Source organism: Streptomyces sp. NBC_00271, from assembly GCF_036178845.1.
Classification (GTDB): Bacteria; Actinomycetota; Actinomycetes; order Streptomycetales; family Streptomycetaceae; genus Streptomyces.
In genome coordinates this window covers 1546119-1570120 of record NZ_CP108070.1, presented here as the reverse complement: position 1 = coordinate 1570120, position 24002 = coordinate 1546119, and the positions used below count along the sequence as shown (strand labels likewise).

23 protein-coding genes and 1 pseudogene are annotated in these 24002 nt (G+C 71.3%); 12 read left to right on the top strand and 12 right to left on the bottom strand.

The window, feature by feature from the left end:
* Nucleotides 1-377: 377 nt before the first annotated feature.
* The 5 genes from fxlM to OG798_RS07515 all read right to left on the bottom strand — a co-directional run bounded on the left by fxlM (nucleotide 378) and on the right by OG798_RS07515 (nucleotide 5727).
* Nucleotides 378-2546, bottom strand: coding sequence for a methyltransferase, FxLD system (gene fxlM, locus OG798_RS07535; RefSeq protein ID WP_328756663.1), 2169 nt, complete (start codon nucleotides 2544-2546; stop codon nucleotides 378-380).
* Nucleotides 2543-4534 (bottom strand): ABC transporter ATP-binding protein, encoded by a 1992-nt coding sequence (locus tag OG798_RS07530; RefSeq protein WP_328756662.1) that lies wholly within the window; start codon nucleotides 4532-4534, stop codon nucleotides 2543-2545. Before OG798_RS07530 ends, fxlM begins: the two co-directional genes overlap by 4 nt.
* Nucleotides 4531-5001, bottom strand: a complete 471-nt coding sequence (locus OG798_RS07525) for an NUDIX domain-containing protein (RefSeq protein ID WP_328756661.1) — start codon at nucleotides 4999-5001, stop codon at nucleotides 4531-4533. The genes OG798_RS07530 and OG798_RS07525 overlap by 4 nt, the downstream gene beginning before the upstream one ends.
* A complete protein-coding gene (locus tag OG798_RS07520) occupies nucleotides 4998-5120 on the bottom strand; it encodes a hypothetical protein (protein ID WP_257039539.1) in 123 nt (40 codons plus the stop codon). The genes OG798_RS07525 and OG798_RS07520 overlap by 4 nt, the downstream gene beginning before the upstream one ends.
* 301 nt (nucleotides 5121-5421) lie before the next feature.
* Nucleotides 5422-5727 carry a hypothetical protein gene (locus tag OG798_RS07515; RefSeq protein WP_328756660.1) on the bottom strand — a complete coding sequence of 102 codons (306 nt, stop codon included), beginning with the start codon at nucleotides 5725-5727 and terminating at the stop codon, nucleotides 5422-5424.
* Between OG798_RS07515 and OG798_RS07510 the strand changes: the two genes are divergently transcribed.
* From OG798_RS07510 to OG798_RS07495, 4 genes and pseudogenes are all read left to right on the top strand, one after another.
* Nucleotides 5683-6039: a TetR family transcriptional regulator C-terminal domain-containing protein gene (locus tag OG798_RS07510; RefSeq protein ID WP_323138689.1), complete on the top strand. Its 357-nt coding sequence runs from the start codon at nucleotides 5683-5685 to the stop codon at nucleotides 6037-6039. The two genes, OG798_RS07515 and OG798_RS07510, sit on opposite strands and share 45 nt — an antisense overlap.
* A 55-nt stretch (nucleotides 6040-6094) precedes the next feature.
* Entirely contained in the window at nucleotides 6095-6490 is a 396-nt protein-coding gene (locus tag OG798_RS07505; RefSeq protein ID WP_075025909.1) for a nitroreductase/quinone reductase family protein, read from the top strand.
* A gap of 369 nt (nucleotides 6491-6859) precedes the next feature.
* A complete protein-coding gene (locus OG798_RS07500) occupies nucleotides 6860-8389 on the top strand; it encodes an MFS transporter (RefSeq protein ID WP_443053719.1) in 1530 nt (509 codons plus the stop codon).
* Nucleotides 8386-8682 (top strand): annotated as a pseudogene (locus tag OG798_RS07495) (winged helix-turn-helix transcriptional regulator); the annotation flags it as partial. The gene OG798_RS07500 and the pseudogene OG798_RS07495, both read left to right, overlap by 4 nt.
* A gap of 164 nt (nucleotides 8683-8846) precedes the next feature.
* On the opposite strand, the gene OG798_RS07490 reads toward OG798_RS07495, so the two are convergent.
* From OG798_RS07490 to OG798_RS07480, 3 genes are all read right to left on the bottom strand, one after another.
* Nucleotides 8847-9788 (bottom strand): hypothetical protein, encoded by a 942-nt coding sequence (locus tag OG798_RS07490; RefSeq protein WP_097226788.1) that lies wholly within the window; start codon nucleotides 9786-9788, stop codon nucleotides 8847-8849.
* 96 nt (nucleotides 9789-9884) lie between these two features.
* Nucleotides 9885-11111 carry a PP2C family protein-serine/threonine phosphatase gene (locus OG798_RS07485; protein ID WP_328756658.1) on the bottom strand — a complete coding sequence of 409 codons (1227 nt, stop codon included), beginning with the start codon at nucleotides 11109-11111 and terminating at the stop codon, nucleotides 9885-9887.
* A 64-nt stretch (nucleotides 11112-11175) separates the two neighbouring features.
* On the bottom strand, nucleotides 11176-12192 hold the full coding sequence (locus OG798_RS07480) for a zinc-binding alcohol dehydrogenase family protein (protein ID WP_095858318.1): 1017 nt from the start codon (nucleotides 12190-12192) through the stop codon (nucleotides 11176-11178).
* Between the two features lie 160 nt (nucleotides 12193-12352).
* Between OG798_RS07480 and OG798_RS07475 the strand changes: the two genes are divergently transcribed.
* The 5 genes from OG798_RS07475 (at nucleotide 12353) to OG798_RS07455 (ending at nucleotide 18375) form a co-directional block, all read left to right on the top strand.
* Nucleotides 12353-13150 (top strand): VOC family protein, encoded by a 798-nt coding sequence (locus OG798_RS07475; RefSeq protein ID WP_095856506.1) that lies wholly within the window; start codon nucleotides 12353-12355, stop codon nucleotides 13148-13150.
* A gap of 176 nt (nucleotides 13151-13326) precedes the next feature.
* The gene (locus tag OG798_RS07470) at nucleotides 13327-14382 is read left to right on the top strand and encodes an ArsR/SmtB family transcription factor (RefSeq protein ID WP_107424641.1); all 1056 of its coding nucleotides are present in this window, start codon (nucleotides 13327-13329) and stop codon (nucleotides 14380-14382) included.
* Nucleotides 14363-15082, top strand: a complete 720-nt coding sequence (locus OG798_RS07465) for a ribonuclease H family protein (RefSeq protein WP_121417374.1) — start codon at nucleotides 14363-14365, stop codon at nucleotides 15080-15082. Before OG798_RS07470 ends, OG798_RS07465 begins: the two co-directional genes overlap by 20 nt.
* A gap of 158 nt (nucleotides 15083-15240) precedes the next feature.
* Complete coding sequence (locus OG798_RS07460; protein ID WP_328756657.1) at nucleotides 15241-17322, top strand: outer membrane protein assembly factor BamB family protein; 2082 nt, start codon at nucleotides 15241-15243, stop codon at nucleotides 17320-17322.
* A gap of 69 nt (nucleotides 17323-17391) precedes the next feature.
* Nucleotides 17392-18375, top strand: coding sequence for a hypothetical protein (locus tag OG798_RS07455; protein WP_328756656.1), 984 nt, complete (start codon nucleotides 17392-17394; stop codon nucleotides 18373-18375).
* Between the two features lie 73 nt (nucleotides 18376-18448).
* Here OG798_RS07455 and melC2 read toward each other — a convergent pair whose 3' ends face one another.
* Together melC2 and melC1 are read right to left on the bottom strand one after the other, a co-directional pair.
* A complete protein-coding gene (melC2, locus tag OG798_RS07450) occupies nucleotides 18449-19273 on the bottom strand; it encodes a tyrosinase MelC2 (protein WP_095856510.1) in 825 nt (274 codons plus the stop codon).
* Nucleotides 19274-19307: 34 nt separating this feature from the next.
* On the bottom strand, nucleotides 19308-19697 hold the full coding sequence (gene melC1 / locus OG798_RS07445) for an apotyrosinase chaperone MelC1 (RefSeq protein ID WP_267060718.1): 390 nt from the start codon (nucleotides 19695-19697) through the stop codon (nucleotides 19308-19310).
* Nucleotides 19698-19727: 30 nt separating this feature from the next.
* Between melC1 and OG798_RS07440 the strand changes: the two genes are divergently transcribed.
* The 3 genes from OG798_RS07440 (at nucleotide 19728) to OG798_RS07430 (ending at nucleotide 22179) form a co-directional block, all read left to right on the top strand.
* Entirely contained in the window at nucleotides 19728-20048 is a 321-nt protein-coding gene (locus tag OG798_RS07440; RefSeq protein ID WP_328756655.1) for a hypothetical protein, read from the top strand.
* Nucleotides 20049-20137: 89 nt separating this feature from the next.
* Entirely contained in the window at nucleotides 20138-21583 is a 1446-nt protein-coding gene (locus OG798_RS07435) for an MFS transporter (protein WP_095856513.1), read from the top strand.
* Complete coding sequence (locus OG798_RS07430) at nucleotides 21580-22179, top strand: TetR/AcrR family transcriptional regulator (protein WP_328760001.1); 600 nt, start codon at nucleotides 21580-21582, stop codon at nucleotides 22177-22179. Before OG798_RS07435 ends, OG798_RS07430 begins: the two co-directional genes overlap by 4 nt.
* Before the next feature lie 39 nt (nucleotides 22180-22218).
* On the opposite strand, the gene OG798_RS07425 is transcribed toward OG798_RS07430, so the two are convergent.
* Both OG798_RS07425 and OG798_RS07420 read right to left on the bottom strand, forming a co-directional pair.
* Nucleotides 22219-22845, bottom strand: a complete 627-nt coding sequence (locus OG798_RS07425; protein WP_328756654.1) for an alpha-ketoglutarate-dependent dioxygenase AlkB — start codon at nucleotides 22843-22845, stop codon at nucleotides 22219-22221.
* 44 nt (nucleotides 22846-22889) lie between these two features.
* On the bottom strand, nucleotides 22890-23774 hold the full coding sequence (locus tag OG798_RS07420; protein WP_328760000.1) for an aminoglycoside phosphotransferase family protein: 885 nt from the start codon (nucleotides 23772-23774) through the stop codon (nucleotides 22890-22892).
* Nucleotides 23775-24002 lie beyond the last annotated feature (228 nt).

Sequence of the window (24002 nt, the reverse complement as noted above, 5' to 3'; positions counted from 1 at the left end):
GTCGATGACCGGCAGCAGAGTCGCAGTCGCGGGGGCGCCGATCTGGCTCGGTGTCGGCCCTGCGGGGGTAGGAACGTCGGCGAGTCGCTTGAGTAACTTGTCGAGGGCGGTCTGCCCGCCACGGCTGGTGCACCTACACCTTCTTCGAGCAATGCCAGCACCGCATGGCCTGGGCACGCCATCTTCTGCAGGTTGTCTGAGGCCGTAGTACTGCCAGGGCTCGCCGCGGCCGGTAGCGGCGCCCTTCGGTGTAGCCGCGGTCCCATTCGTCCTGCGTGGTGTGCGGAAGCACACCCTTCTCGGTAGCGGTACTGGCGACGGCGGGGCAGTGGAGACCGCTGGTAGCCGCCTGGGCCGGTCGGTCGTGTGCGGCCCCGTCAGGACCAGCCCATGGGGGTGTAAAGCGCGCCGCGGGAGATGGCCGCCAACGCGACGCGCGTGTACTCCACGATGGGCTCGGGCAACGCGTCCAGCGGCCACCAGCGCCATTCGGTGCAGCTTTCCGGTTCGCGTACGAGGGGCTCGCCCTCCCAGCGGGAGGGAGCGAAGAACAACCCCACACGCGGGATCGTGCTCCCGGGGTCGAGCAGGTCCAGGACGTGGACGAGCGACAAGTCACGCTCAGCGATGCGGAGTCCGGTCTCTTCCTGCGCTTCCCGGACCATGCAGGTGACGGCGGATTCCATGCCTTCGCGGTGGCCGGCGGGCAGGTGCCAGGTCGACGGGGCGAAGGCGCTGCTCGGGTGGCGTTTGCCCAAGAGGACGGCCCCGTACCGGATGAGGACGAGGTGGGCGCCGATGATGCTGCGGCTGCGGTGATCGCGGGGCTCGCGGACCTCCACCACGGGAAGCGTTCCGCCGCGGCGGCCACGGGGCTGGTGCGCGTTGTGGTGTGCGTGGAGAACCGCGGCGGTGCCGGGGTCCATGGTCATCTCCGCTGTTTCCTCGATGCGGGTCCAGCGCAGGTGGATGCCCTCGCGCAGTTCGATCTCGTGCACGGGGGTGTTCAGTGTGCCGTGGTAGACGCGCACGCGGTCCTTGAATGACCCGTTTGCGCTCAGCGTGTCCAGCGTGACGAAGCCCATCAGGTCCGGGACGGCGAGCCCGATCTCCTCGGCGAGTTCGCGCACGACGGCCTCGTCGCAGGTCTCGCCCCTCTCGGTGTTGCCGCCGAGCAGGGCCCACTGCCCCGGACGCCAGATCGGTTTGTTCGCCGAGCGCAGGTGGAGCAGGTAGTGGCCCTCGTCGTCGGTGAGCAGGGCCGCCGTGCCGGGAATGATCGGCCAGTCGATCGTGACGCGGGTGTGCTTCTTGACGAAGACGTGCGGATCGTCGGTCGCGGGCGTGGGACCGGTGTCGGCCAGGGGGTGGATGGTGATCCGCGGACAGAGTGCGGCGCGGTGATTGCGCTGCCAGTGCTGGACCTGTTCGGCCATCTCCTGGGCGGCCAGGTGGCCGTGGGGACCGTAGCCGTGGACGACCAGCTCGTACACGCCGTTGCCGTCGTCGCCGTCGGAGATGCGCTCGGTGGCCAGCCGCGCGAGGGAGGCGCCGCGTACGATCGCGGCACCGGGCCAGTGCTCGGGGGGCGGGTTCAGGACCCCGTTGTCGTCGTCGGGGTCGACCGACAGGCGGCAGAAGCTGAGCAGGGCCCCGGCCAGGTAGAGGGTGAGGGTGTCGAAGGGCTCCTGGCCGCCGACGGTGACGTGGGTGTGCGCCACGAACGGCTCGCGGGCGAAGGCCGGTGCGAGCTGGTCGACGGGCAGTGGGGTGCCGTCCTCCCAGGACAGGTGCACGCCGGTGCCCGGGACGGTGCGCCGGTTCGCGTCCCATGCGCCGGCTCCCCGCACGGCGACGAAGCCGCAGACGATGAGCGGCTCGTCACTGTGGAGAGCCCCGTCGCGCTTGGTGAAGCCGATGGCCCACGTGTACTGGTGCAGGCGCAGGGGCGCGACGAGGCGTCCGCCGTCGGCGAGAGCGTTGAACCAGGGAAGGTCCCAGGTGCCGACGGTGACCAGGATGGCGTCGAAGCCGCCGTCCGGCACGATGCCGACGGGCAGGTGCTCGGCGTCGGCGGTGACCACGCGGACGCGGTCGTATCCGGTCTGGGCCAGGCAGCGGGTGGCGCGGTCGGTGACGGCCGGGTCGATGTCGAGGGTGGTGACGCCGCCGGTGGGGCCGACGAGTTCGGCGATCAGGGCGGCGTTGTAGCCGCCGGAGCCGATCTCCAGGACGCGGTGGCCGGGGTGGAGGCGGGCGGCCTCCAGCATGTCGGCCTGCAGCCAGGGTGCCGAGATGGAGCTGGTGATGCGGCCGTCGTCGCTGTGGCAGGTGGCGACGATGTCGTTCGCGTACGCCTTCTGGGGAGGTACTTCGGGGGCGAAGGCGTGCCGGGGCACGGTGCGCAGGGCCTTGTCGACCGCGGGGGTGCGGAGGTGGCCGGCGGCGGCGAGCTGGTCGGCCAGCTGGTGGCGCAGTGCGCCCGCCTCGTCGAGGCCGGTGGTGGGAGGTGTCGTCACGGCGAGCCTCTCGATCGGTCGGGTCATGCGGGATCCGCGATGGTGGGTGCGGCGGGGTTCGGGATGCTGGCGGTCGGGGCGTACTGGGCGGCCTGGGCGTCGAACATGGCGGCGTACCGGCCGCGTGCGGCGATGAGTTCGTCGTGCGTGCCGTGTTCGGCGAGGCGTCCGTGGTTGAGGACGTAGATGCGGTCGGCGTGGCGGACCCCGGACATGCGGTGGGTGACCAGGACGACGGCCCGGTTCGGTGCGGCAAGGCGGCGGATGCGGTCGAACGCTTCGATCTCGGCTTCGGGATCGAGAGCGGAGGTGGGCTCGTCGACGATGAGGACGCTGTCCGCCTGCGAGGTCGAGCTACGCCAGTGGGTGCGGGCCAGACCCACTTTCTGCCATTCACCACCGGAGAGTTCGATGGCTCCGCGGAACATGCGGGCCAGCAGACTCCGAAGACCGTCGGGGAGTTTGGCGATGACCGGAGCGGCGCCGGCGTAGTCGACCGACGGCTGCAGGTCCTGCGGTGTGGCGGCGTGGGCGGGGCGGCCGAGGCGGATGTTCATCGCGGCGGTCACGGGCCAGCGCTGGAAATCCTGGGTGAGCAGCGAGACGCGCTCGAAGACCTGCGAGCGGTCGAGGCCGGTGATGTCCGCCTCGCCCCAGCGCAAGGCGCCGGCCTGGGGCAGCAGCAGGCCCGAAAGGATCTTCATCAGCGTGCTCTTGCCGGAGCCGTTCTCACCCACCACGGCGGTGACCGACCCCATCGGCAAAGTCAGCGACACCTGCTCCAGGGCAGCCGTGTCACGGTCGGGGTAACGGTAGGTAACGCCGTCGAGGACGACCTCCTTGACCCGCTCGGGCACCGCGTCGCCGCCCGCGGGGATGGTGCGCTGCGCGGCCTGGGTCAGGAACCGGCCGTGGTCGCGGACGTAGAGGGACTCCTCGTGCAGCTGGTTGATGTTCATCACCAGTCCGCCCAGGCTGGCCGATCCGGTCCGCACCGCGATCACGGCGGTGCCGGCGATGGCGAGGCTCATGTGTCCGTCCATGATCAGCCAGAACATGGCCCCGTACGTCGCGGCCATCGCCAGGCCGGACAGCGCGGAGGCGACCCATTCGGTCAATGCCTTGCTGGAGGCGAGGCGTTCCTGTTCGGCTTCGGCGCTCTCGGCCATGCGCTGGTAGCGGCTGAGGAGGAAGGTGCCGACGGCGTGGAGGCGGACCTCCTGGGCGGCGGTGCGCTCGGTGAGCAGATTGCCGATGAGCCGGCTGGCCCGCACGTGCTCGATCCAGCTCATCACCGACACGTACCGCTCCTGGGCTACGCGCATGGCGCCCCAGCCGCGCGGTGCGGCGATGAGGATCAGCATGGGCAGCAGGAGGGGGTGGAGCACGGCGAGGACGCCGGCGGTGGTGATCAGGGAGATGAGGCCGTTCAGAGCGGCGACGCAGGCGCTGATCATGCGGCGGGCGGAGCCGGGGCCGTGCTGGGCGATGTCGACGAGCCGCCGGAAGTCGGGGTCGTCGATGGCTTCCAGTTCGACGCTGGCTGCGGCGGCCAGGTACTGGGTGGTGGCGATCCGTTCGACCTTCGGTTCCAGGCGTCCCGCGCGGGAGGTGGACCAGGCAGAGAGGGCCGAGTTGACGACACTGATGGCGGCGGCGGCCAGCAGGCCGGGTAACAGCGCGTGCAGTCTCTCGGGGGCGCTGCCGCTTCCGGCGAGCAGGGCGTGCATGACGGCGTTGATGGCGAGCAGGCCGATGGCCGCGGCGATGCCCTGGCCCATCTCGCTGACCGCCACGGCGAGCAGTGCGCGCCGGTCGGCCTGCCACGCCATGCGCAGGGTGGCGCCGACGAGCGCGGGCATGGAGCGCAACGCGGACGTCATGGTCAGGTCCAGGCCCGCGTGCTCGTGCTGAGACCAGCCCAGGTCGTAGCGCAGCGGTCCGCCGAACAGCTCTTGTTCGGCGTCGGAGACCCGAGGCTCGGCCATCTTCACCGGTCCGAAGAACCTCTTCACGGGGTGCCTCCCGAAGTGGGCCAGTTCAGTGCCCGGTACGACGGGCCGTGGATGAGCATGTGGAAGATGGCGGTGGTGTACGGGTGGCAGGCCGGCGGGGGTTTCTCCATCGGCACCCAGAACAGCCCTTCGTGCTTGTCCGGCTCGGCGTTGCGCGGCTCCCCGGACCAGGACTGGGCGACGAACACGGCGGTGATCCGGTCCATGCCTTCGCCGTGTTCGTGGTGGTGGACGAGGCCGCAGAACTCCTGCTGGTCGGCGCTGATGCGCACCCCCGTCTCTTCCATCGCTTCGCGCCGCGCGGCGCGGTCGAGCGGTTCGCCGGCCTTCAGATGGCCTCCCACGACGGTGAGCTGTCCCGGTGCGAGGACCGCGTCGGGTTTGCGGAGCACACACAGGGCGGCGCCGCTCGCCCGGAGAAGGACCTGAGCCACGTCGGCGATCAGCAGGTGAGGAGAGTCGCTCAACGTCGTCCCTCCTGCATCAGGCGCTCCACCACGGTGCGCCGGCCGCGCGCGGTCACGAGCGGGTTGCCGTGACGTGGGCTGTAGGCGAGGGGGAACGGAAGGCGGGTGGAGGCCGTCATGCCAGGTACCTCGTATCCGGTCGTGACCCGTCGGCGAGGAGGGCGGCGCGGCCGGCAGCAGGGTGGGCGGTGGTGTCCGAGGAGATGGCGGTGTTTTCGAACGCAGGATGAACGAGCGCAGAGCGGCGTACGGGATGCATGAAGACTCCTCGGGGTGGGATGCGGACAGGTGATCGGGTAACGGGAGGTCTTCTGTCGCCGTCACGGGTGCGCGCGGGCTAAATCTAGAACCCGATTTCGAATACCGGACCCTCTCCTTGTGTGGCCGAGCGCGGCGTGCCGTGACGCTGTGTTCGATCACTCATGTGGGTTGCGGTACCTCCTCCGGGGGATTGTCGGGCGCCGCCTTGCCGTCCTGCAGCAGATGCCCCAGTTCGGTCTCGGCGAGGGCGAGGGCGAGGGCGAGGGCGAGGGCGAGGGGGAGGGGGAGGGCGACGGCGACGGCATCGGACAGCGACTGCCGGTGGCCACCGGGTAGGACGCCGGCCCCGAGCCCCGCTGCCGTGATCACCGCGTTGAGGGCGTCGTCCCGGTCGGTGCTCGGGGCGGTGCGCGTGGCGGGATGGTGCAGGACCTCGCGTGCGGCGTAGGCGTCGAGTCGGGCCACGTCGGCGACGGCTTCGAGCAGCGGTCCCGCGTACGGTCCGGTGGGGTCCCAGTTCCAACGCGGCCAGGCCCGTCCGGGTCTGGAACACGGCGGTCGACGGATCGGCACACCCAGATCCGCGAGCTGGCCGAACGAGGCGTCGCCGAAGGGGAGTTCAGCTCCGAGGACCTGGACGGCTTCACGGTGCGCTTCGCCGCCCTCGCCGACGCCCTCGCCCTGCAACGGCTGCGACAGGCACCCCCGCTGAGCACCGAGGACGCGCACCGCCACCTCAACCGCCTGATCGAAACGGAACTCCGACAGCGGTCGTGAGAGGGTCGCCGGGCCCCGCACAATGGTGCCCGGCACCCAACAGGAGGACCCCCACATGTCCCGCAACCCCGAACGGAAATACCGCGTCGTCACCTCGTTCCAGCGGTGGATCGGCAATCCACTCCTGAAGCGCCTGCCGATCCAGACCCTGCTGGAGACCACGGGACGCAAGTCGGGGCTGCCGCGCCGGACCCCGGTCGGCGGACGGCTGGTGGGGCGGGAGTTCTGGTTCGTCAGCGAGTACGGCGGGCGTTCGCAGTACGTGCGCAACATCCAGGCGGATCCGCGGGTGCGCGTCCGCGTCCGGGGCCGCTGGTACACCGGGACCGCCCATGTGATGCCCGAGGACGACGCCCGCGCGCGACTGAGGACCCTGCCGCGGTTCAACAGCGCCGCGGTGCGGGCGATGGGCGCCGGTCTGACGACCGTGCGCGTCGATCTCACGGACTGACCCCCGGCGCACGGGGAATTGCGCGTCGGACGTGGAATTCGCATTTGCCTTTTCCGGAAAAGTGTGGGCACGCGCTTGTGTGCCTTTTCCGTGCCCACACTCCAGGGCGGTTCGTCAAGCGCGAGATTGACAACATTCAAAGGGATCGAACGCGCCCGGAGTGGTGCCGAAGGAATGCTACGGTTGAGCCTCGTCCCGAGTCCGGATCGCGTGCCGTATCGGCACCCTGGCCTCGGATTGCATAGCGAGTGTTCCGTTTCATCAGACTCCGTTCACTCTTTCTTTTCCCCGATCGCGACATCGGCATTTCATGTCTGTGGCGTGGTCGGGGAGCACTGTTTCCTGCGCACTCCCTGGAGTACTCGATTCATGTCTGCTGAGAGCGTGACCGCTGTTGCCCCCGCGGGGCCGGATACGTCCGGCTCCTCGTCCGGAGGCCGACATCTCGGCCTGGCTCTTTTCGTGATCGCCGCGGCCCAGTTGATGGTCGTCCTGGACGCCACGATCACGAACATCGCCCTGCCCGCCATCCAGACCGACCTGGGCGTGTCCGACGCGAACCTCGCCTGGATCGTCAACTCCTACGCGCTGGCCTTCGGCGGCCTGCTCCTGCTCGGCGGGAAGGCGGGTGACCTCTTCGGCCGGCGGAAGATGTTCCAGGTCGGCACAGCCGTCTTCACCCTCGCCTCCCTGCTGGGCGGACTGGCCCCCAACGAGAGCCTGTTGATCGGCGCGCGCGTCCTGCAGGGCGTCGGAGCCGCACTCGCCGCACCCAGCGCCCTGGCACTGATCACCACGACGTTCCCGGCCGGAAGGTCGCGCAACACCGCGATGGGCGTGTACGCGGCGATGGGCGGCGTCGGCGCCACCGTCGGCCTGCTGCTCGGCGGCACACTCACCGACGTCCTGGACTGGCGCTGGGTGTTCTTCGTCAACATCCCCATCGGACTGGCCGTCCTGGCGGGCACCCGCAGCCTGGTCGAGGCGGAGCGCCACCCCGGCCGCCTCGACGTCCCCGGCGCGATCACCGGCACCGGTGGCCTGATCGCCCTGGTCTACGGCATCACCCGGGGCGGCGAGCATGGCTGGACGGGCGGCGTCACCCTCGTCTCCTTCGCCGCCGCGGCCGTACTCCTGGCCGCGTTCCTGTACCTCCAGGCCCGCACCGCCGACCCGATGATGCCGCTGCGCCTCTTCAAGGACCGCACCCGGTCGGGCAGTTACGCCACCATGCTGTTCATCGGCGCGGGCATGTTCGCCACGTTCTACTTCCTGACCCTCTACATGCAGCTGATCCTCGGCTACAGCCCCGTCAGGACCGGCATCGCCTACCTGCCGTTCAGCTTCGGCATGGCGATGGCCGCGGGCATCAGCTCCAAGCTGGTCACGCACCTCGCACCGCGCCTGATCGCCGGCCCCGGCCTGCTGGTCGCGGCCGTGGGCATGCTCTGGTTCGCCACCCTGGAGCCGGACTCCTCCTACACCGCGCATCTGATGCCGGCAATGTTCGTGACCGCCCTGGGCCTGGGCATGAGCTTCGTCCCGATGACACTCGGCGCGGTCAGCGGCGTCTCCCACCAGGACACCGGCGTCGCCTCCGCACTGCTCAACACCGCCCAGCAGATCGGCGGCGCGCTCGGCCTCGCCATCCTGTCGACGATCTCCACCTCCGCGGCCGACGACAAGCTGCCCGAGGCGGCCGGCTCCCTCTACCGGGGCCTGGCCACCAAGGACTTCGCCCTGGTGGCGAAGGCGGGGGACGCGGTGACCCACGGCTACATGATGGCCTTCGTCGCCGCCGCGGCCATGTTCCTGGCCGGTCTGCTCGTCACCGGGTTCGCCATCAACGCGGGCAGGCAGCAGCACACCCAAGGCGCCGCCCCGATCCACATGGGCTGACGCCCACCCCCGGCATCACCACGACGGACAGGCAGGGAAGACCGGGCCCGCCCCGCGGCACGTGGCCGCGGGGCGGGCACGCTCCTCCCGCCGCTGAAGCGCGCCATGACGAACCCATCCGCTCAAACGGACCCCCAGGACCCCCAGGACTCCGAACCCTCCGCGACCTCCACGCCCTGACCCGCGCCTTCGCCCTGCTCGGCAAGCGCTGGAACGGCCTGGTCCTCGCCGCTCTCGCCCAGGGCCCCGCCGGATTCGGCGAGGTGCGCGAGCGCGTGCCCGGCATCAGCGACCGCATGCTCGCCGACCGCCTCCACGAACTGGCCGTCGCCGGACTCCCGGACCGTCCAACCGTCCAACCGTTCACCACGGACCACCGCTGCGCTCCGAGGAACACCTGCCGCCGCACCCCGACCGACCCCGCCACAAGACCCTGGCGGGGCAGCCGTGAGGACCGTCAGCCGACGTGGTCGGCTATCACCCGGGTGATCTCGCGGGTGATCCGCGCGATGCCGGGGGAGCGGACGGGGCAGGGCTTCGGTGTGGACGTGGTCGGTGCCAGGCAGAAGTGCAGATAGTCGTCGTCGCGGTGCAGGGCGGTGCGGTCGCGGCCCGGTTCGGTGCAGTACGACGCATGGTCGTGCTCGTACGCGGTGCACGGCAGGTACTGCGCCCACGTGTAGCGGGCCGTCGCCGGGCTCACCGTCCTCCCGGCGTCGGCGACCAGGTCGTGGGAGGCCGCGGCCCGTGCCGCGTAGAGCGCGTTCACGGTCCGGATCCGCTCCGGGGTGATCGGGTCCGGACCCTGCGACACCCAGACGATCCGGGGTCGTCGCCCGCCGCCCGCGTCCGCGATCTGTTCCGTCAGCCGCTTCATGTCCGCCTCGTACCGCTTGAAGTACGTGGCTGGTTCCTTGTCGTACGTGATGCCGTCCATGCAGGGCGTGTAGCCCCAGGAGTTCCCCCAGAACTGGAGCACCACGAAGTCCGGACGCAGCGAGCGCACCAGCGCGGCGGCCTTGTCCGTGGGCGGTACGAGGGATCGCTCCCCGGTCCCCTCCAGGTAGTCGCAGAGGGTGGTGCCGGAGTAGGGGGCGCTCGTGTAACGGGCGTTCACCTGCTCCCGGAGCGACTGTCCGAGCACCTTCTGGCTCTCCATGGCGAGCGAGTCCCCGAGGTAGAGAACGGTGGGCGCCTTCGCCGCCGCGTCAGCTGCCGTGGGAGCAGTGGGAGCCGTGGGTGAGGCGGCGGGGCGCTGGCGGGTGGTCGTGGTCGGTGACGGAGCGGCCGTGGGCAACGCGGGATCCGGCGGCGGCTGTTCCGGCCCCGACGCGGGATCCCCGCACGCGCCGAGCAGCAGCCCGGCCAACAGCACCCCCACGATCCACGGCCTCCGCATGAAGCAACTCCCGCCTCGCCCGCCGAAAGGGGTCCCCAGGCAAGCACAGCGGGGCAGCAGGGGGAAGACGTACGTCGGTCATGGCGGCGTCGGGTCTCAGACCGGGGGACGATGGCGGATGCGGGCTGCCAGCAGCGCCACGTCGTCCTCCGCGTGCCGGGCGTCGAGCCCTGCGAGGACCCGGTCGAGGGCCGCTTCGACACCGGTCCCGGGAGGCAGCCGCAGCCCGGCCAGCCGGGCGAGCGAGGCGTCGATGTCCTCGCCGCGCCGCTCCACCAGACCGTCGGTGAACATCATCAGGGTGTCCTCGGGAGCGAGCGCGCGCGAGACCGCCTCGTAGCCGCCCACGCCAGTGCCCAGCGGCGGCCCGACCGCCAGCTGCAGGAGTTCCCCGGTGCCGTCCTCGGCGAACACGACCGGTGGCAGATGCCCGGCGCTGGCCAGCATGGCCGTGCCCCGGGCCGGGTCGACCTGGACGAGCAGAGCGGTCGCCGGACGCCGGGCGCTGTCCTCGGACACGGCCGCGTCCAGGCGGCGCAGCACGCGATGCGGCGGCAGATCGGTCGAGGCGACGTAGCGCAGCATCGAGCGGTACGCGTTCATGTCCACCGCGGCGTCCAGCCCGTGCCCCATGACGTCGCCCACCACCAGCAGGGTGCGCCCGAAGTGCAGCCGTACGGTCTCGAACCAGTCCCCGCCCACCAGGACGCTGCTGCCGGACGGCAGATAGCGGGTGGCGAGGTCGAGGTTGGGATGCGGGCGGCCCGGTTCGGACAGCAGCGCCCGCTGCAGGGAGAGCACGGTGTCGCGTACGGTGTCGTGCTGCCGTGAGTGGCCGAGGTGGACGGCCGCGAGCCGTGCCGCGTAGTGCGTGACGGCGGTTCCCCGGTCGCTGAAGGCCCGCCCCTGCCGGACGGCCAGCAGCACTCCGAACAGGTGGCCGTGTGCCAGCAGCGGCACCGTCATGACCTCCCGGGGGGCCGTGCCGGACAGGTCGAGCGACGCCGTGATCGGAAGCCCCTCGTCGAGCGCCTGGACGGACAGCGGGCGGGCGCCCTGCGCGGTCCACGGGGTGAGCAACTCGGTCCGGCCACTCGTGGCGACACGGGTCAGGTTCGGCTCGTGCGAGTGCTGTGCGGCCGGGACGTCCGTGGGCAGCAGATCCACCGCGGCGGCGTCGCAGACCTCCCGGCACACGAACTCCGCGAGCTCCTCGCAGGTGGTCCGCTCGTCCAGGGTGGTGCCGATCGACTCGACGGCGTCCTCCATCGCGGCGAACGACGCCCCTGCCCCCGTAAGGTCGTCACCGCCTCGGCCCGTCATGCCACCTCCACCGTCGCACACACGTCTGGTTCCATCCACGCACGCGCGTCGCGGGCGCGCATGCTCAGGTGCGCGCCGGAAAGTCGTTCACCAGCACGGCCGCCCCGTCGAAACGGCCGGCCTTGAGGTCCCGCAGGGCCCGCTGCGCCTCGGACAGCGGGTAGGCGTGCGTCGTGGCACGTACGCCGTGGCGGGCCGCCAGCGCCAGGAAGTCCCGCCCGTCCCGGCGGGTGTTGGAGGTGACGCTGCGCAGCTCCTTCTCGTAGAACAGGTCGCTCTCGTAGTGCAGCGGCGGGGTGTCGCTCAGATGGATCCCGGCGACCGACAGGATCCCGCCCCGGTCGAGGGCCCGCAACGCGACCGGGACCAGGTCGCCGACCGGAGCGAACAGGATCGCGCTGTCCAGCGGCTCGGGCGGCTCGTCGTACGCGCCCCGGGCGGACGCGGCCCCGAGTTCCAGCGCGAGCCGCCGCGCGGCCGGGTCGCGTGTCAGTACGTGCACGGTGGCGCCCTGTGCGAGGGCCAGCTGCGCGCACAGATGGGCGCTGCCGCCGAACCCGTACAGGCCGAGCCGCCCGGCGTCCGGCAGCGCGGCCCGCAGCAGCGCGCGGTAGCCGATGATGCCCGCGCACAGCAGCGGCGCCAGCGCGACGTCGTCCACCTCGCCGGGCAGCCGGTAGGCGAAGGCCGCCGGGACGGTCGTGTACTCCGCGTAGCCGCCGTCGGCGTCCCAGCCCGTGTACTCGGAGGCCGGGCAGAGGTTCTCGGACCCGCGCGCGCAGTACCCGCACGTGCCGTCCGTACGGCGCAGCCAGGCGACGCCCACCCGGTCGCCGACCACGTGGTCGCGCACGTCCTCACCCGTCGCCGCGACCACGCCGACGACCTCGTGGCCGGGTGTCACCCGGGGCCGGCGCACCGGCAGGTCTCCCTCGCTGACGTGCAGGTCGGTGCGGCACACCCCGCACGCGCGCACATGGACGAGCAGCTCGTCGGCCCCCGGCACCGGGATCGGCCGCTCGACGAAACGCAGCGGTTCTCCCTCGATGGGCCCGGGCCGGGCCACTTCCCACGCGTGCATCATCCCGTGTCCCCGTCCCGTCGACGACCACCCGAGCCCTCTCTCCAGTGTCGTCCAGGGCGTCCCGCTCGGCGCGCGGCCCGGACGGAGGCTGGCTAGCGTGAAACCGGAATGAACCATAACGAAATGAACCGTAACGAACCGGGAAGAGTGGAACGCCATGGCCGTACAGCCCGAGGGAACGCCCTGCTGGGCGGACGCGATGTTCAGCGACGTCGAGGGAGCGAAGAGTTTCTACGGTGACGTGCTCGGCTGGACGTTCGGCGAGTCGTCCTCGGAGTACGGCAACTACACCCAGGCCTACGCGAACGGCAAGGCGGTGGCCGCCGTCGTCCCGCCGATGCCCGGCCAGGAGGGCCAGTCCGCCTGGTGTCTGTACCTCGCGTCGCCCGACGCCGCCGCCACCGCCCAGAAGATCCGGGCCGACGGCGGCGAGGTGCTGATGGAACCGATGCAGGTCGGCGACTTCGGCACGATGGCGATCGCCCGGGACCCGAGCGGGGTCGTCTTCGGCGTCTGGCAGCCCGGCCGGCACGAGGGCTTCGAGGCGCGGGGCGTGCCCGGCGCGTACTGCTGGGCCGAGGTCTTCACCCGTGAGCCCGAGAAGTCGGACACCTTCTTCTCGGCCGTCTTCGGGTACCGCATGAAGCAGCTGGACGACGACGCCGTCGACTTCCGGCTGTACGACCTCGGCGAGGATCCGGTCCTCGGCCGGATGCGGATGACGGACGACTTCCCGCCCGAGGTCCCGTCGTACTTCAACGTGTACTTCACCGTCGAGGACTGCGACGGCGCGGTCGCGAAGGCCACCGAACGGGGCGCGATTCTCCGCTTCGGGCCGATGAGCAGCCCGTTCGGCCGCTTCGCCGCGCTGAGCGACCCGCAGGGCGCGGCGTTCTCCGTGATCGACGTCAAGACGACCGAGGGCGCGATGCCCAAGGCGACCGAGGTCTCCTGAACGGACCATGGATCCCCCACGGGCCGGCCCCCCGGGGAATGGCGGAATTCCTCCGGGGCGGACCGGGCCTTTTGCCTCCGGGGCAACCATGCGCATGCGGTACTCGTCCCCTCTTGTGGTTGCGGCACGTTCGAACGGCCGAACCCCCCACAAGGATTGCGAGCGAAAGAGACCTCATGCTCCGCATTCACTTCACTTCGGACGACCTGCAGAACATTCGAGTGGCCCGGCAGCCTGATCCCCTGTGGGAACTGATGTGCAGTGTCTGCCGTCTGGAAACCGGCCAGGGACCGCTGGAATTTGGACATTGGCGTCGCTCGGCGCGGCAACGATTCTCCGGCGACTCGAACCTGGGCCGCGCGCTGCGCCCATTGCGCGCCCTGATCCCCGCCACCGGATATATTCCGGACTTCCTCACCCCGCCGGTCACCGGCGGCGGTCTTTCCGCCGGACTCGACCAACTGCTGCGCACACCGCGTGTGCAAATGGTCCGCGAACTGTCGCGGCTGGCCGAGTCGCGCCCGGTCCCGAGCTGGGCCGCCTCGCTGGGCAGACCGGGCAACGACGCGCTCAAGGTGCTGGCGAGCTCCCTGGGCATCTACTTCCGCGGTCTCCTGGAACCGCACTGGCCGCACATCCGTACGGCGGTTGGCAACGATGTCGGGGTGCGCGCCCGAGCCCTCCTCGACGGCGGCACCCAGGCACTGCTGGAGAGCCTGCGCCCGGTCGCGCGCTGGAGTGCCCCGGTGCTCGAAGTGGACTATCCCGTCCAGCGCGACCTGTATCTGGAGGGCCGCGGACTTCTCCTGGTGCCCTCCTATTTCTGCTGGCGCAGACCGACCGCGCTGGCGGACCCCGGTCTGGATCCCGTGCTCGTGTACCCGGTGGCGAAGACGCCGCTCGCCGTCGCGGCCGGTACGGACGGCGGGGTCGAGCGCCTGCTCGGCCGCACCAGGGCCGCCGTACTGACCGAGGTGGCCGGGCAGAGTGCCCGCACCACCTCCGAGGTGGCCGAGGCCGTGGGGATCGCGCTGCCCAGCGCCAGCTACCAGATCGGCGTGCTGCGCGACGGGGGACTGGTGGCCAGCCACCGTGACGGCAAGTACGTCCTGCACACGGCGACGCTGCTGGGTCTGCGGCTGCTCGGCACCAGCCCCCGGATGCGGGAGAGCGTCCTCCGGCCCGTGCGGGGAGCCGCCGCCGGACCGTGGCATGATCGGGGACATGCTTGAACGTGTGGTGGCCGCCTGTGACGGGGCTTCGAAGGGAAACCCGGGACCGGCCGGATGGGCGTGGGTCGTGGCCGACGGCGCGGAGACGCCGACCCGCTGGGAGGCGGGAGCGCTGGGCACGGCGACGAACAACGTCGCCGAACTCACCGCGCTGGAGCGCCTGTTGACGGCGATCGCGCCGGACGTCCCGCTGGAGATCCGAATGGACTCCCAGTACGCGATGAAGGCCGTCACGACCTGGCTGCCCGGCTGGAAGCGCAAGGGCTGGAAGACGGCCTCCGGAAAGCCGGTCGCCAACCAGGAGCTGGTCGCGCGCATCGACGAACTCCTCGACGGCCGCACCGTGGAGTTCCGTTATGTCCCGGCCCACCAGGCCGACGGCGACCGGCTGAACGACTTCGCCGACCGCGCCGCGAGCCAGGCCGCCATCGTCCAGCAGCCCGCCGGCAGCGACCTGGGCTCCCCGGAACCCCCGCCGTCCCCCGACACCCCGGCCCCCTCCGCCGCCGGCCGCCGCCGCACCACGGCCACCGCCTCCGCCAAGACACCCCGGCAGGGCACGTCGGCCCGCACGATCAAGGCCAAGTTCCCGGGCCGCTGCGTCTGCGGCCGGTCCTACGCGGCGGGCGAGTCCATCGCCAAGAACGGCCAGGGCTGGGGGCACCCCGAGTGCCGTACGGCCGAGCCCAGCAACGCCTAGCACTCACCCCGCCACGGTCTCCTTCGGGGGCTGTCCGCCGAACATTCGGCGGACAGCCCCCGAAGTGCGTGGCGGACACCGGTGCGAAGACGGGGCGGGTCGGGGAGGATGTGGGATCTTCGGCACCGGCCGGGGCGTGGGGCCTTGCAGGGGGTTGCGTGGAGGCGTTCGAGGCGCTGGAGGCGGGGGACCCTCGCCAGGTGGGGCGCTACCGGATCGTGGCGCGGCTCGGTGCGGGCGGGATGGGGCGCGTCTACCTGGGGCGTTCGCCGGGAGGGCGGTCGGTCGCGGTCAAGGTGGTGCGCCCGGAACTGGCGGACGAGGGTGACTTCCGGCGCCGGTTCGCCCGGGAGGTCGCCGCGGCCCGACGGGTGAACGGCGTGTTCACCGCGGGTGTGGTCGACGCCGATCCGGACGGGTCGCCCGCGTGGCTGGCGACCGCGTACGTGCCCGGGGTCCCGTTGGGCGATGCCGTGGCGGCGCACGGGCCCTGGCCCGAGGGCCCGGTGCTGGCGCTCGGCGCGGGACTTGCCGAGGCCCTGGAGGCGATCCACGCGGCCGAGGTGGTCCACCGGGACCTCAAGCCGTCGAACATCCTGCTCGCTCCGGACGGACCGCGGGTGATCGACTTCGGGATCTCGGTGACCGGGGAGGCCAGCGCGCTGACCCACACCGGCGTGGTGGTGGGCACGCCGGGGTTCATGTCTCCCGAGCAGCTGACCGGCAAGCCGGTCGGGCCGGCCAGCGATGTCTTCTCCCTGGGCGCGGTCCTGGCCTTCACCGCCACCGGGGCCGGGCCGTTCGGGACCGGTTCGGCGCACGCCCTGAGCTTCCGTGTCGTCTACGAGGAACCCGACCTGCGCCGACTCCCGCCCGACGTACGGGACTTGGTGGCGGAGTGCCTCGTCAAGGAGCCCGGCGGACGGCCCACCGTGCCCACGTTGCTGGACCGGCTGGACCGGCTGGCCCGAGCGACCGGCGGCGCACCGGCCGTCAACTCCGCCCCGTCGCACGCTGGTTGGCTGCCCGAGCCGGTGGCCGCCGCCGTGCACACCCGTACCGCCACGCAGCGCTCGCCCGAACCGTCGGCGTGGGTGGCGCCGCCCCGGACGGGGGAGTGGCCCGACGGTGACCGGCCGCCGTCCGTCGATGCCGCCGGTGGCCCGGCGGGGCCGTCGCGCCGACGGGCCCTGCTCGGCATGAGCGCCGGTGTCGCGGGTCTTGGGTTCGGCGGCTGGAGCATCTACGACAACAGGTCCTCCGCCACCCGAAGACGCGAGGCAGGACCCGGCGAGCAGCGCTGGCGGTTCCAGGTCGGCGGCCTGGTGTACGCGTCGCCGGCCGTGGCGGACGGTCTGGTGTACATCAGCAGCAGCCGCAACCTGTGCGCGGTGGACGCCTCCACCGGCGAACAGCGCTGGAAGCGCCCCAGAACCGGTGTCGGGTATTCGTCACCGGTCGCCGTCCGGGGGACCGTCCTCCTCAGCAGCGTCGACGAGAACCTGTACGCACTGGACGGCGCCACCGGCGAGGAACAGTGGAAGTTCCACCTCGGCAGCGTCGGTTCCCAGTCGCCCACCGAGGTCGGTGGGATCGTCTATGCCGGCGGTGAGAACGGCAACCTGCATGCCGTGGACATCGCCGACGGCAGCGAAAAGTGGCACTTCTTCGCCGGCGGAGGGGTGTCCTCGTCTCCGACCGTTGCAGAGGCGGTGGTCTACTTCGGCAGTTTCCACAGCCTGTTCGCGGTGGACGCGGCCACCGGTGAGCAGCGGTGGAAGACCACCACCGACGCCAGCGTGTTCACACGGCCCGCCGTGGTCGACGGAGTGGTCTACGCCGGCTCCGAGGGCGGCACCCTCCTCGCGGTGGACGCCGTGACGGGCGAGCAACGATGGAAGACAGCGGTCGGAGGTGTCGTGTCCTCGTCGCTGACCGTGTCCGACGGGGTGGTCTACGCCGGAAGTGCCGACGGCAACCTGTACGCGGTGGAGGCCGCCACCGGCAAGCGACGATGGAAGTTCCCCATCGGCAAACGCACGCTCTCCTCGCCGACCGTCTCCGACGGGGTGGTGTACGTCGGCGGTGGCGACCGCCACCTGTACGCGGTGAACGGCCCGACCGGCAAACAGCGGTGGAAGTTCGCCACCGGCGGGGCCGTGTACTCCACGCCCGCCGTGTCCGACGGGGTGGTGTACGTCGGCAGCGAGGACGGCTATCTGCACGCGGTGACACGGTAGCGACGGATTCGGGTGGGCGATGGGGGACGGGGGATAGGGGACGGGGGGATAGGGGATGAAGGATGAGGGATGGGGGATGGGGACGAAATGGGGCACGAAGAACTGCTGACCGCGGACGTCGAGGCCCGCGTGCTGGCCGAAGCCGACCGATGGCTGCGGGCGGGGCTGAGTACCGAGCCCTGCGACCGGCCGAGGGCCGAGGCCTCGGTCGCCGCCGTGTACCGTGCCCATGGTCTGCCGGTCCCGCGGACCGTCGTATGGATGGACTCCCCGCTGGGCGGCGCACCGGCGTCCTGGGCACTGCGTCACGGGTGCGAGGACCGGCTCGACGGGACACTGTTCACCGACCTCGCCGCCGGTCCGCCGCTGCGGCTCTCGCCGGAGTTCGCGCGGCGGGCGGAGGAACGGATGCGCGGGCAACTCCCGGCGGCGGGTGACGGCCGGCTGCCGGCCGGTCGCGCGAGAAGGCCGTTGACCGGCACCTTCTGGGACACCTCCGAAGCGAGGACACGACTGGTACGGGCCCTGGGCGAGCCCCTGTACGACACGCTCGGCCTGCACTGGGAACGCGGCGAGTCCGGTGCCTACGAACTGGAGGAGGAGATGAGCCGTGTCCTTTCCCGGTCGACGGACCCCGCGCCGGGGCGCTTCGGCGGGCTGGTGCGGCGCCGCCTTCAGGACAGGCTCCACGGTCCGGTGCCGGAGCACATCGTTCGGCCCGTCCGCGTCATGGACGTCATCACCCCGCCACCGCCGCCGAGCCGGGAGGAGATCTACTTCCGGCAGGAGTTCGGCGGCAGGCTGGACAGCTGGTCCGCCGCAGGGGAGTTGATCCACTGGCGTTGCATGCTCGCCGCCGCCGGGCTGCCCGGCTCGCCCGCCCTGGAATCCTTGCAGGAGGCCTTGTACCAGGTGGGCGCCTGGTGGCCGCTGGAGGACGCCGTCGTCCTCACCGAGCGCCCCGTCGTCCTGCAGCACCAGGACGGGACGGACACCACCGCGCCGCACGTACGGATCGGGTACGCGGACGGCTGGCAGGTGGAGGACGTCTAGACGAGCGGCGTGAGGCCCCGGTCGCCCCTCCCGGGGAGGAGGGGCGACCGGGGCCGGACCTGTGAACGCGCGGTCAGACGCTGTCGAAGGTGTAGAACGCGGTGTGATCCAGCAGGTCCGCCGGCTTCACGTCGTTCCACGGCTTCATGGTCTCGCCGAGGTCCACGACGTCGGGGGTGCCGGAGAGCGGCAGATAGCCGGAGGCGGGGTGGCGGCGCTGCCAGTCGGCCCAGAGCTTGTCTATGTAGGCGTGGTGCAGCCAGAAGACGGGGTCGTTGGGGGAGACACCGGTGGCCATCTGGCCGCCGACCCAGACGTGCACCCGATTGTGGAGGTTGACGCCGCGCCACCCTTCGAGGTGATTGCGGAAACCGTCCGAGGAACTGTTCCAGGGCGCCATGTCGTACGTCGCCATGCCGAGCACGGAGTCCACCTCCGCGCGGGTCGGCAGCTCACGGACACCGCTGCCGAGCGAACGCCGCAGATACGTACGGCCGTCGACGCGCACGCTGATCGGCCAGTTGCCCGCGGAGGCCGCGAAGGGGCCGTCCATCACCCGGCCGTCCAGGCTGCGCCCGGTGCCGCCGAGGAAGTCGGGGGCCCACAGGGTGGAACGGGGCGAACGGTCGGTGCTCCAGTCCCAGTACGGGAGGGCGACGGAGGCGTCCACGGACTGCAGGGCCCGCTCGAACTCCAGCAGGAATCTGCGGTGCCAGGGCAGGAAGGAGGGCGAACGGTGCCCCGTCCGTTCGCCGTTGTCCGTGTCACCGAGGATGAACGCGTTGTGCGTGGTGACGAAGGTGTCGTACCGGCCACTGCGCTTCAGCTGGAGGAGCGCGTCGACGAAACGCCGCTTCTCGTCGGCGGTCAGGTTCGCCTGGTTCTTGCGTACGGTCATGTGCGGGACTCCACGGTGTGCTGACGGGGCTGGGTCACTGCTGGGGCATGGGCATGCCGAGGGGGACGAGCGGTGCCCCCTGGAGTTCCACGACCGCGGCGCGGGCGGCGGCGCGCGGGGTGGGCACCGGGTCGTAGTGGCTGACGACGCTGATCCAGCTGCCGTCGGCGTTCTGCATCACGTGCAGCTCGACCCCGTCGATGAACACCGCGTACCCGGCGCCGTGTTCGTGATGGTGACCGCCGCCGCCGGCGGCGCGGCCCGTGATGCGGCGACCCCGGTAGACCTCGTCGAAGGCCTCGGGCCCGCCGTGGTGTCCGGTGTCCGCGGCCCTGGCCACGGCGACGGCGACGGTCTGGGCGCCGGCCGCGGCGGCGAGGGCGGCCGCGGCCCCGAGGGCACGGCGACGGGTGAGTTCCGGCATGCGGAGACCTCCTGCGATCAAGCTCGGTCGATGACCCGATATGCCTATCGGTTCGTCGGAGAGTGGGAGAAATCGCCGAATGTCGGTTGGCCGCGATCAGGACAATTAAGTAAATGTCGTGCAAGGTTGAACGAAGATGATCTTGCTGTGCGGGTGTCCGTGATCGACCGGAAGGTGGAATTCCTCCGGCCGGTGGACGTTCCGCCGATGATCTTCCCGGGTGGGCCGGTGGCGGGTGGCGCGGCTCACGCCCGCAAGCTGGCGCGAACCGCGGGGGTCGCGCCCGCCGACAGCTTCGGCGGTGACATCACGATGGGCCGCAGGCCCGCTCGCGCCGGTAGCGCCCCCTGAAGTGGGGCTCCCATTGGGTGAATGGCAATTCACCAGCTATGGTGAATTGCCATTCACCCACCTTCTTCGCGCCGACTTCTGGAGAGTTCATGGTGGCACTGCGTGACCGACTGACGGTCCCGGTCCTCGCGCTCGGCGGGAGTCTCATGGCCGTCATGCAGGTGGTGGTGGTGCCGCTGCTGCCCGACCTGCCGCGGCTGACGGGTGCGTCGGCGGGGGCCGTGTCCTGGATGGTGACGGCGACGCTGCTGACCGGAGCGGTGCTCAACCCCGTGCTGGGCCGCGCCGGCGACATGTACGGCAAGAAGAAGGTGCTGCTGATCGCCCTCGGGATGATGACGGTCGGCTCGCTCATGTGCGCCCTCACGTCCGACATCCGCATACTCATCGCGGCCCGAGCCCTGCAAGGGGCCGCGGCCGCCGTCGTACCGTTGTCGATCAGTCTCCTGCGGGACGAACTACCGCCCGAGCGCACGGGTTCCGCGGTGGCGCTGATGAGCTCCACCGTCGGGATCGGCGCCGCCCTCGGCCTGCCGATCGCCGCGATGGTGGTTCAGTACGCCAGCTGGCACGTCATGTTCTGGGGGACGACCGCGGTCGGCGCCCTCGGGACGGCGCTGGCCTGGTGGGCGGTGCGCGAGTCGCCCGTCCGCGAGCCGGGCCGCTTCGACATGACCGGCGCGCTGGGCCTGGCCCTCGGACTGTCCTGTCTGCTGCTGGGGGTGTCACAGGGCGGCCAGTGGGGCTGGACCAGCCCCCGGATCCTCGGTCTGTTCGTCGGGAGCGTCTGCGTCCTCGGCCTGTGGTGGGCGCAGCAACTGCGTACCGCACGCCCCCTGGTGGACCTGAAACTGGCGACCAGCCCCCGTGTCGCCCTGCCTCATGTCGCGGCGCTCCTGACCGGCTTCGCCTTCTACGCCAACTCCCTGGTGACGGCGCAGCTGGTGCAGGCGCCCAAGGCGACCGGCTACGGCCTCGAGCTGTCCATCGTGGCGACGGGCCTGGTCCTGCTGCCCGGCGGGGTGATCATGCTGTTGCTCTCGCCGGTCTCGGCGCGTATCTCGGCGGCCCGCGGCGCCCGGGTGACGCTGGCCCTCGGCACCCTGGTCATCGCCGCCGGCTACGGCATACGCATCATCAACAGCCACAGCCTGCTGGTGATCCTGCTGGGCTCCGCGGTCTGCGCGATGGGCACGGCGTTCTCCTACTCGGCGCTGCCCACCCTCATCCTGCGCGCGGTGCCCGCCGGTCAGACCGCGTCCGCGAACGGCGTCAACGTGCTGATGCGCACCGTCGGCCAGGCCGTGAGCAGCGCCGCCGTCGCCGCCATCCTGGTCCACCACACCAGCCTCGTCGGCGGTGCCCCGATCCCCACGCTGCACGGTTATCTGCTGGCCTTCGCCATGGCGGGTACGGTCGCACTGGTGGCCTGTGTCGCCGCCCTCGTCATACCCGCCGACCCCGGCCTCGGCGACACCCGACGGGCCTCCAGCAGTGCGGACGCACCTCGGGACGAGGCATTCGAAGGAGCCTGAGCACCGTGTCCACTCCGCCCCCCGGCCTCAGCGCGACCCCGATCGCCCCACCGCGCCGCGACGCCGAGGCCACGAAGGCGGCCATCCTCCGCGCGGCCCGCCATCTGATGGCCCGGCACGCCCACGCGGACATCACGCTCAAGGCGATCGCCGACCGCGCGGGGGTGAGCGCTCCGCTGATCCTCAAGTACTTCGGGAACAAGGACGCGCTCTTCGGGCGCGTGATGTCCTTCGAGACGGATGCCGCCGCCCTCCTGGACGCACCCCTGGACCAACTCGGCCCCCACATGGTCCGCCAGGTGCTCGTCGGCCAGACCGAGCGCGGAGCCGACCCCGTCCTGCGGATCATCTTCGCCCCGCGCCAGGGCGACCAGGGCGACATCATGCGCGCCAACTTCCGCACCCAGGTCAGTGACCGCCTCGCCCTGCGGCTGAGCGGCCCCGACGCGGGCCTGCGCGCCGAACTCGCCGTCGGCACACTGCTCGGGCTCGGTGCGATGTACGGCATCGCACGCGGCACGCAGCTGCGCGCCACCGCGATCGAGGACATCGTCGACCGGTACGGCCCCACGGTCCAGGCACTCCTGACGCCGTGAGGCGAAGGACGCTGCCGGACGGGAACACCCGCCCCCGTCTCAGTTCACGCCGGTCGGGCGGAACTGGACGCTGATCCGCGGCCCCGCAGCCCGCACCGTCTTGGGAATGGCGTGCTCCCAGGTGCGCTGGCAGGAGCCGCCCATCACGATCAGGTCGCCGTGTCCGAGCGGGCGCCGTACGGTCTCCCCGCCGCGGCGCGGGCGCAGCAACAGGTCGCGCGGAGCGCCCACGGAGAGGATCGCGACCATGGTGTCCTCCCGTGCGCCCCGCCCGATCCGGTCCCCGTGCCAGGCCACGCTGTCGCGGCCGTCCCGGTAGTAGCACAGGCCCGCGGTGGTGAACGGTTCGCCCAGCTCACGGGCGTAGTGCGCGGACAGCGCCTGTCGCGCCTCGTCGAGGATCGGGTGCGGCAGCGCGTCGCCCGTCCGGTAGTACGCGAGCAGCCTCGGTACGTCCACCACGTGCTCGTACATCTGCCGCCGCTCCGCCCGCCACGGCACCTCGTCGACGAGCCGTGCGAACAGGGCGTCGGCGCCGCCGAGCCATCCGGGCAACAGGTCGATCCAGGCCCCGTCGCCCAGGACCGTCCGGCGCATCGCGTTCAACTGACTGAGGTGGAGCTCGTCGGTCTGGTCGAACAGCGAGCCCTGGAGGTGCGTGGACATGCCTCCAGCCTACTCCGTATTCGAATATACGTTCCATTGATGTCTCAGGGCCTGTCGTCGGCCTCCGTGAGCACCGCGTGGATGACGTGCTCGGCATTGGCGGCGATCACCGGATTGGTGACGCGGTAGTACGGGAGCTGGATGAGCGCCATGGACAGGGCCCAGCCGCGCCCCCGTGCCCAGGTGGCGTCGTCGGCGCCCGCCGCCTGGCGGAAGGTGTCCCGCGCCTCGGCGGGGAGCAGGTTCCAGGCCGGGATGAGATCGCAGGCCGGGTCGCCGACGCCGACGGTGCCGAAGTCCAGCACGGCGTCGAGCCGGCCCCCGCGGGTGAGCATATTGCCGGGCATCAGGTCGGAGTGGACCCATAGGGGCGGACCGGTCCACGCGGGCGCGGCGAGCGCCGCCTCCCAGGCAGCGGTGGCGGCGGAGGTGTCGATCGTGCCGCGCAGCTCGTCGAGCGCGGCGCGCGTCATGGCATCGGCGGTGGACAGCGGCACACCCCGGTAGGCGGTCGGCCCGTCGGGCAGCCGGACCCGGCGCAGCGCGGCCACGAAGGCGCCGAGGTCGGCGGCCAGGGGCAGCGGATCGGTGAGACGGCCGGCGTGCGGGGGTTCGCCGTCGAGCCAGCGCTGCACCATCCAGGGCCACGGATAGCCCTCGCCGGGAGTGCCGGTGGCGAGGATCTCGGGGACGGCGGCCGGGAGCAGCGGGGCGAGGCGGGGAACCCAGTGCGCCTCTTTGGCCACGTCCTCGGCGCCCCCTTCGATCCGGGGGAGGCGTACGGCCAGGTCGTCGCCGAGCCGGTACAGGGCGTTGACGGTACCCGCCGACGGGAAGCGCTTCAGGGGCAGCTCGGCCCACCGTGGGAACTGCGCGGCCAGCAGTCGTCGCACGAGCGAGGCGTCGATCGGGAACTCGCCGGGACGCATCGGGCCCTCGGGGATCGTTTGCGCTTCTGGTTCTCTGTCTGACACGTGGCGCAACTATGCCTGGAGCGAAGGAGGTTCGCGCTTCTTTTTCGCGACAGGCAACCTGGCGCACGCCGTCGCCGTCTTGATCGACAACGGATGGGCGGCGTGACAACCGCGATACGGCATGGATTCACGAGTGGAAATCCAGCACACTATACGCTCCATGTATACAGAGTGTGTATACGT

What these genes read in the sequence shown, in the direction of transcription:
- OG798_RS07455 (WP_328756656.1), top strand. Translation starts at nt 17,392, where the DNA reads ATGGGGGATGGGGACGAAATGGGGCACGAAGAACTGCTGACCGCGGAC.
- OG798_RS07475 (WP_095856506.1), top strand. Translation starts at nt 12,353, where the DNA reads ATGGCCGTACAGCCCGAGGGAACGCCCTGCTGGGCGGACGCGATGTTC.
- OG798_RS07440 (WP_328756655.1), top strand. Translation starts at nt 19,728, where the DNA reads ATGACCCGATATGCCTATCGGTTCGTCGGAGAGTGGGAGAAATCGCCG.
- OG798_RS07435 (WP_095856513.1), top strand. Translation starts at nt 20,138, where the DNA reads ATGGTGGCACTGCGTGACCGACTGACGGTCCCGGTCCTCGCGCTCGGC.
- OG798_RS07505 (WP_075025909.1), top strand. Translation starts at nt 6,095, where the DNA reads ATGTCCCGCAACCCCGAACGGAAATACCGCGTCGTCACCTCGTTCCAG.
- OG798_RS07510 (WP_323138689.1), top strand. Translation starts at nt 5,683, where the DNA reads ATGGTGCAGGACCTCGCGTGCGGCGTAGGCGTCGAGTCGGGCCACGTC.
- melC2 (WP_095856510.1), bottom strand. Translation starts at nt 19,273, where the DNA reads ATGACCGTACGCAAGAACCAGGCGAACCTGACCGCCGACGAGAAGCGG.
- fxlM (WP_328756663.1), bottom strand. Translation starts at nt 2,546, where the DNA reads ATGACCCGACCGATCGAGAGGCTCGCCGTGACGACACCTCCCACCACC.
- OG798_RS07490 (WP_097226788.1), bottom strand. Translation starts at nt 9,788, where the DNA reads ATGCGGAGGCCGTGGATCGTGGGGGTGCTGTTGGCCGGGCTGCTGCTC.
- OG798_RS07520 (WP_257039539.1), bottom strand. Translation starts at nt 5,120, where the DNA reads ATGACGGCCTCCACCCGCCTTCCGTTCCCCCTCGCCTACAGCCCACGT.
- OG798_RS07470 (WP_107424641.1), top strand. Translation starts at nt 13,327, where the DNA reads ATGCTCCGCATTCACTTCACTTCGGACGACCTGCAGAACATTCGAGTG.
- OG798_RS07500 (WP_443053719.1), top strand. Translation starts at nt 6,860, where the DNA reads ATGTCTGCTGAGAGCGTGACCGCTGTTGCCCCCGCGGGGCCGGATACG.
- OG798_RS07425 (WP_328756654.1), bottom strand. Translation starts at nt 22,845, where the DNA reads ATGTCCACGCACCTCCAGGGCTCGCTGTTCGACCAGACCGACGAGCTC.
- OG798_RS07465 (WP_121417374.1), top strand. Translation starts at nt 14,363, where the DNA reads ATGATCGGGGACATGCTTGAACGTGTGGTGGCCGCCTGTGACGGGGCT.
- OG798_RS07480 (WP_095858318.1), bottom strand. Translation starts at nt 12,192, where the DNA reads ATGCACGCGTGGGAAGTGGCCCGGCCCGGGCCCATCGAGGGAGAACCG.
- OG798_RS07420 (WP_328760000.1), bottom strand. Translation starts at nt 23,774, where the DNA reads ATGCGTCCCGGCGAGTTCCCGATCGACGCCTCGCTCGTGCGACGACTG.
- OG798_RS07485 (WP_328756658.1), bottom strand. Translation starts at nt 11,111, where the DNA reads ATGACGGGCCGAGGCGGTGACGACCTTACGGGGGCAGGGGCGTCGTTC.
- melC1 (WP_267060718.1), bottom strand. Translation starts at nt 19,697, where the DNA reads ATGCCGGAACTCACCCGTCGCCGTGCCCTCGGGGCCGCGGCCGCCCTC.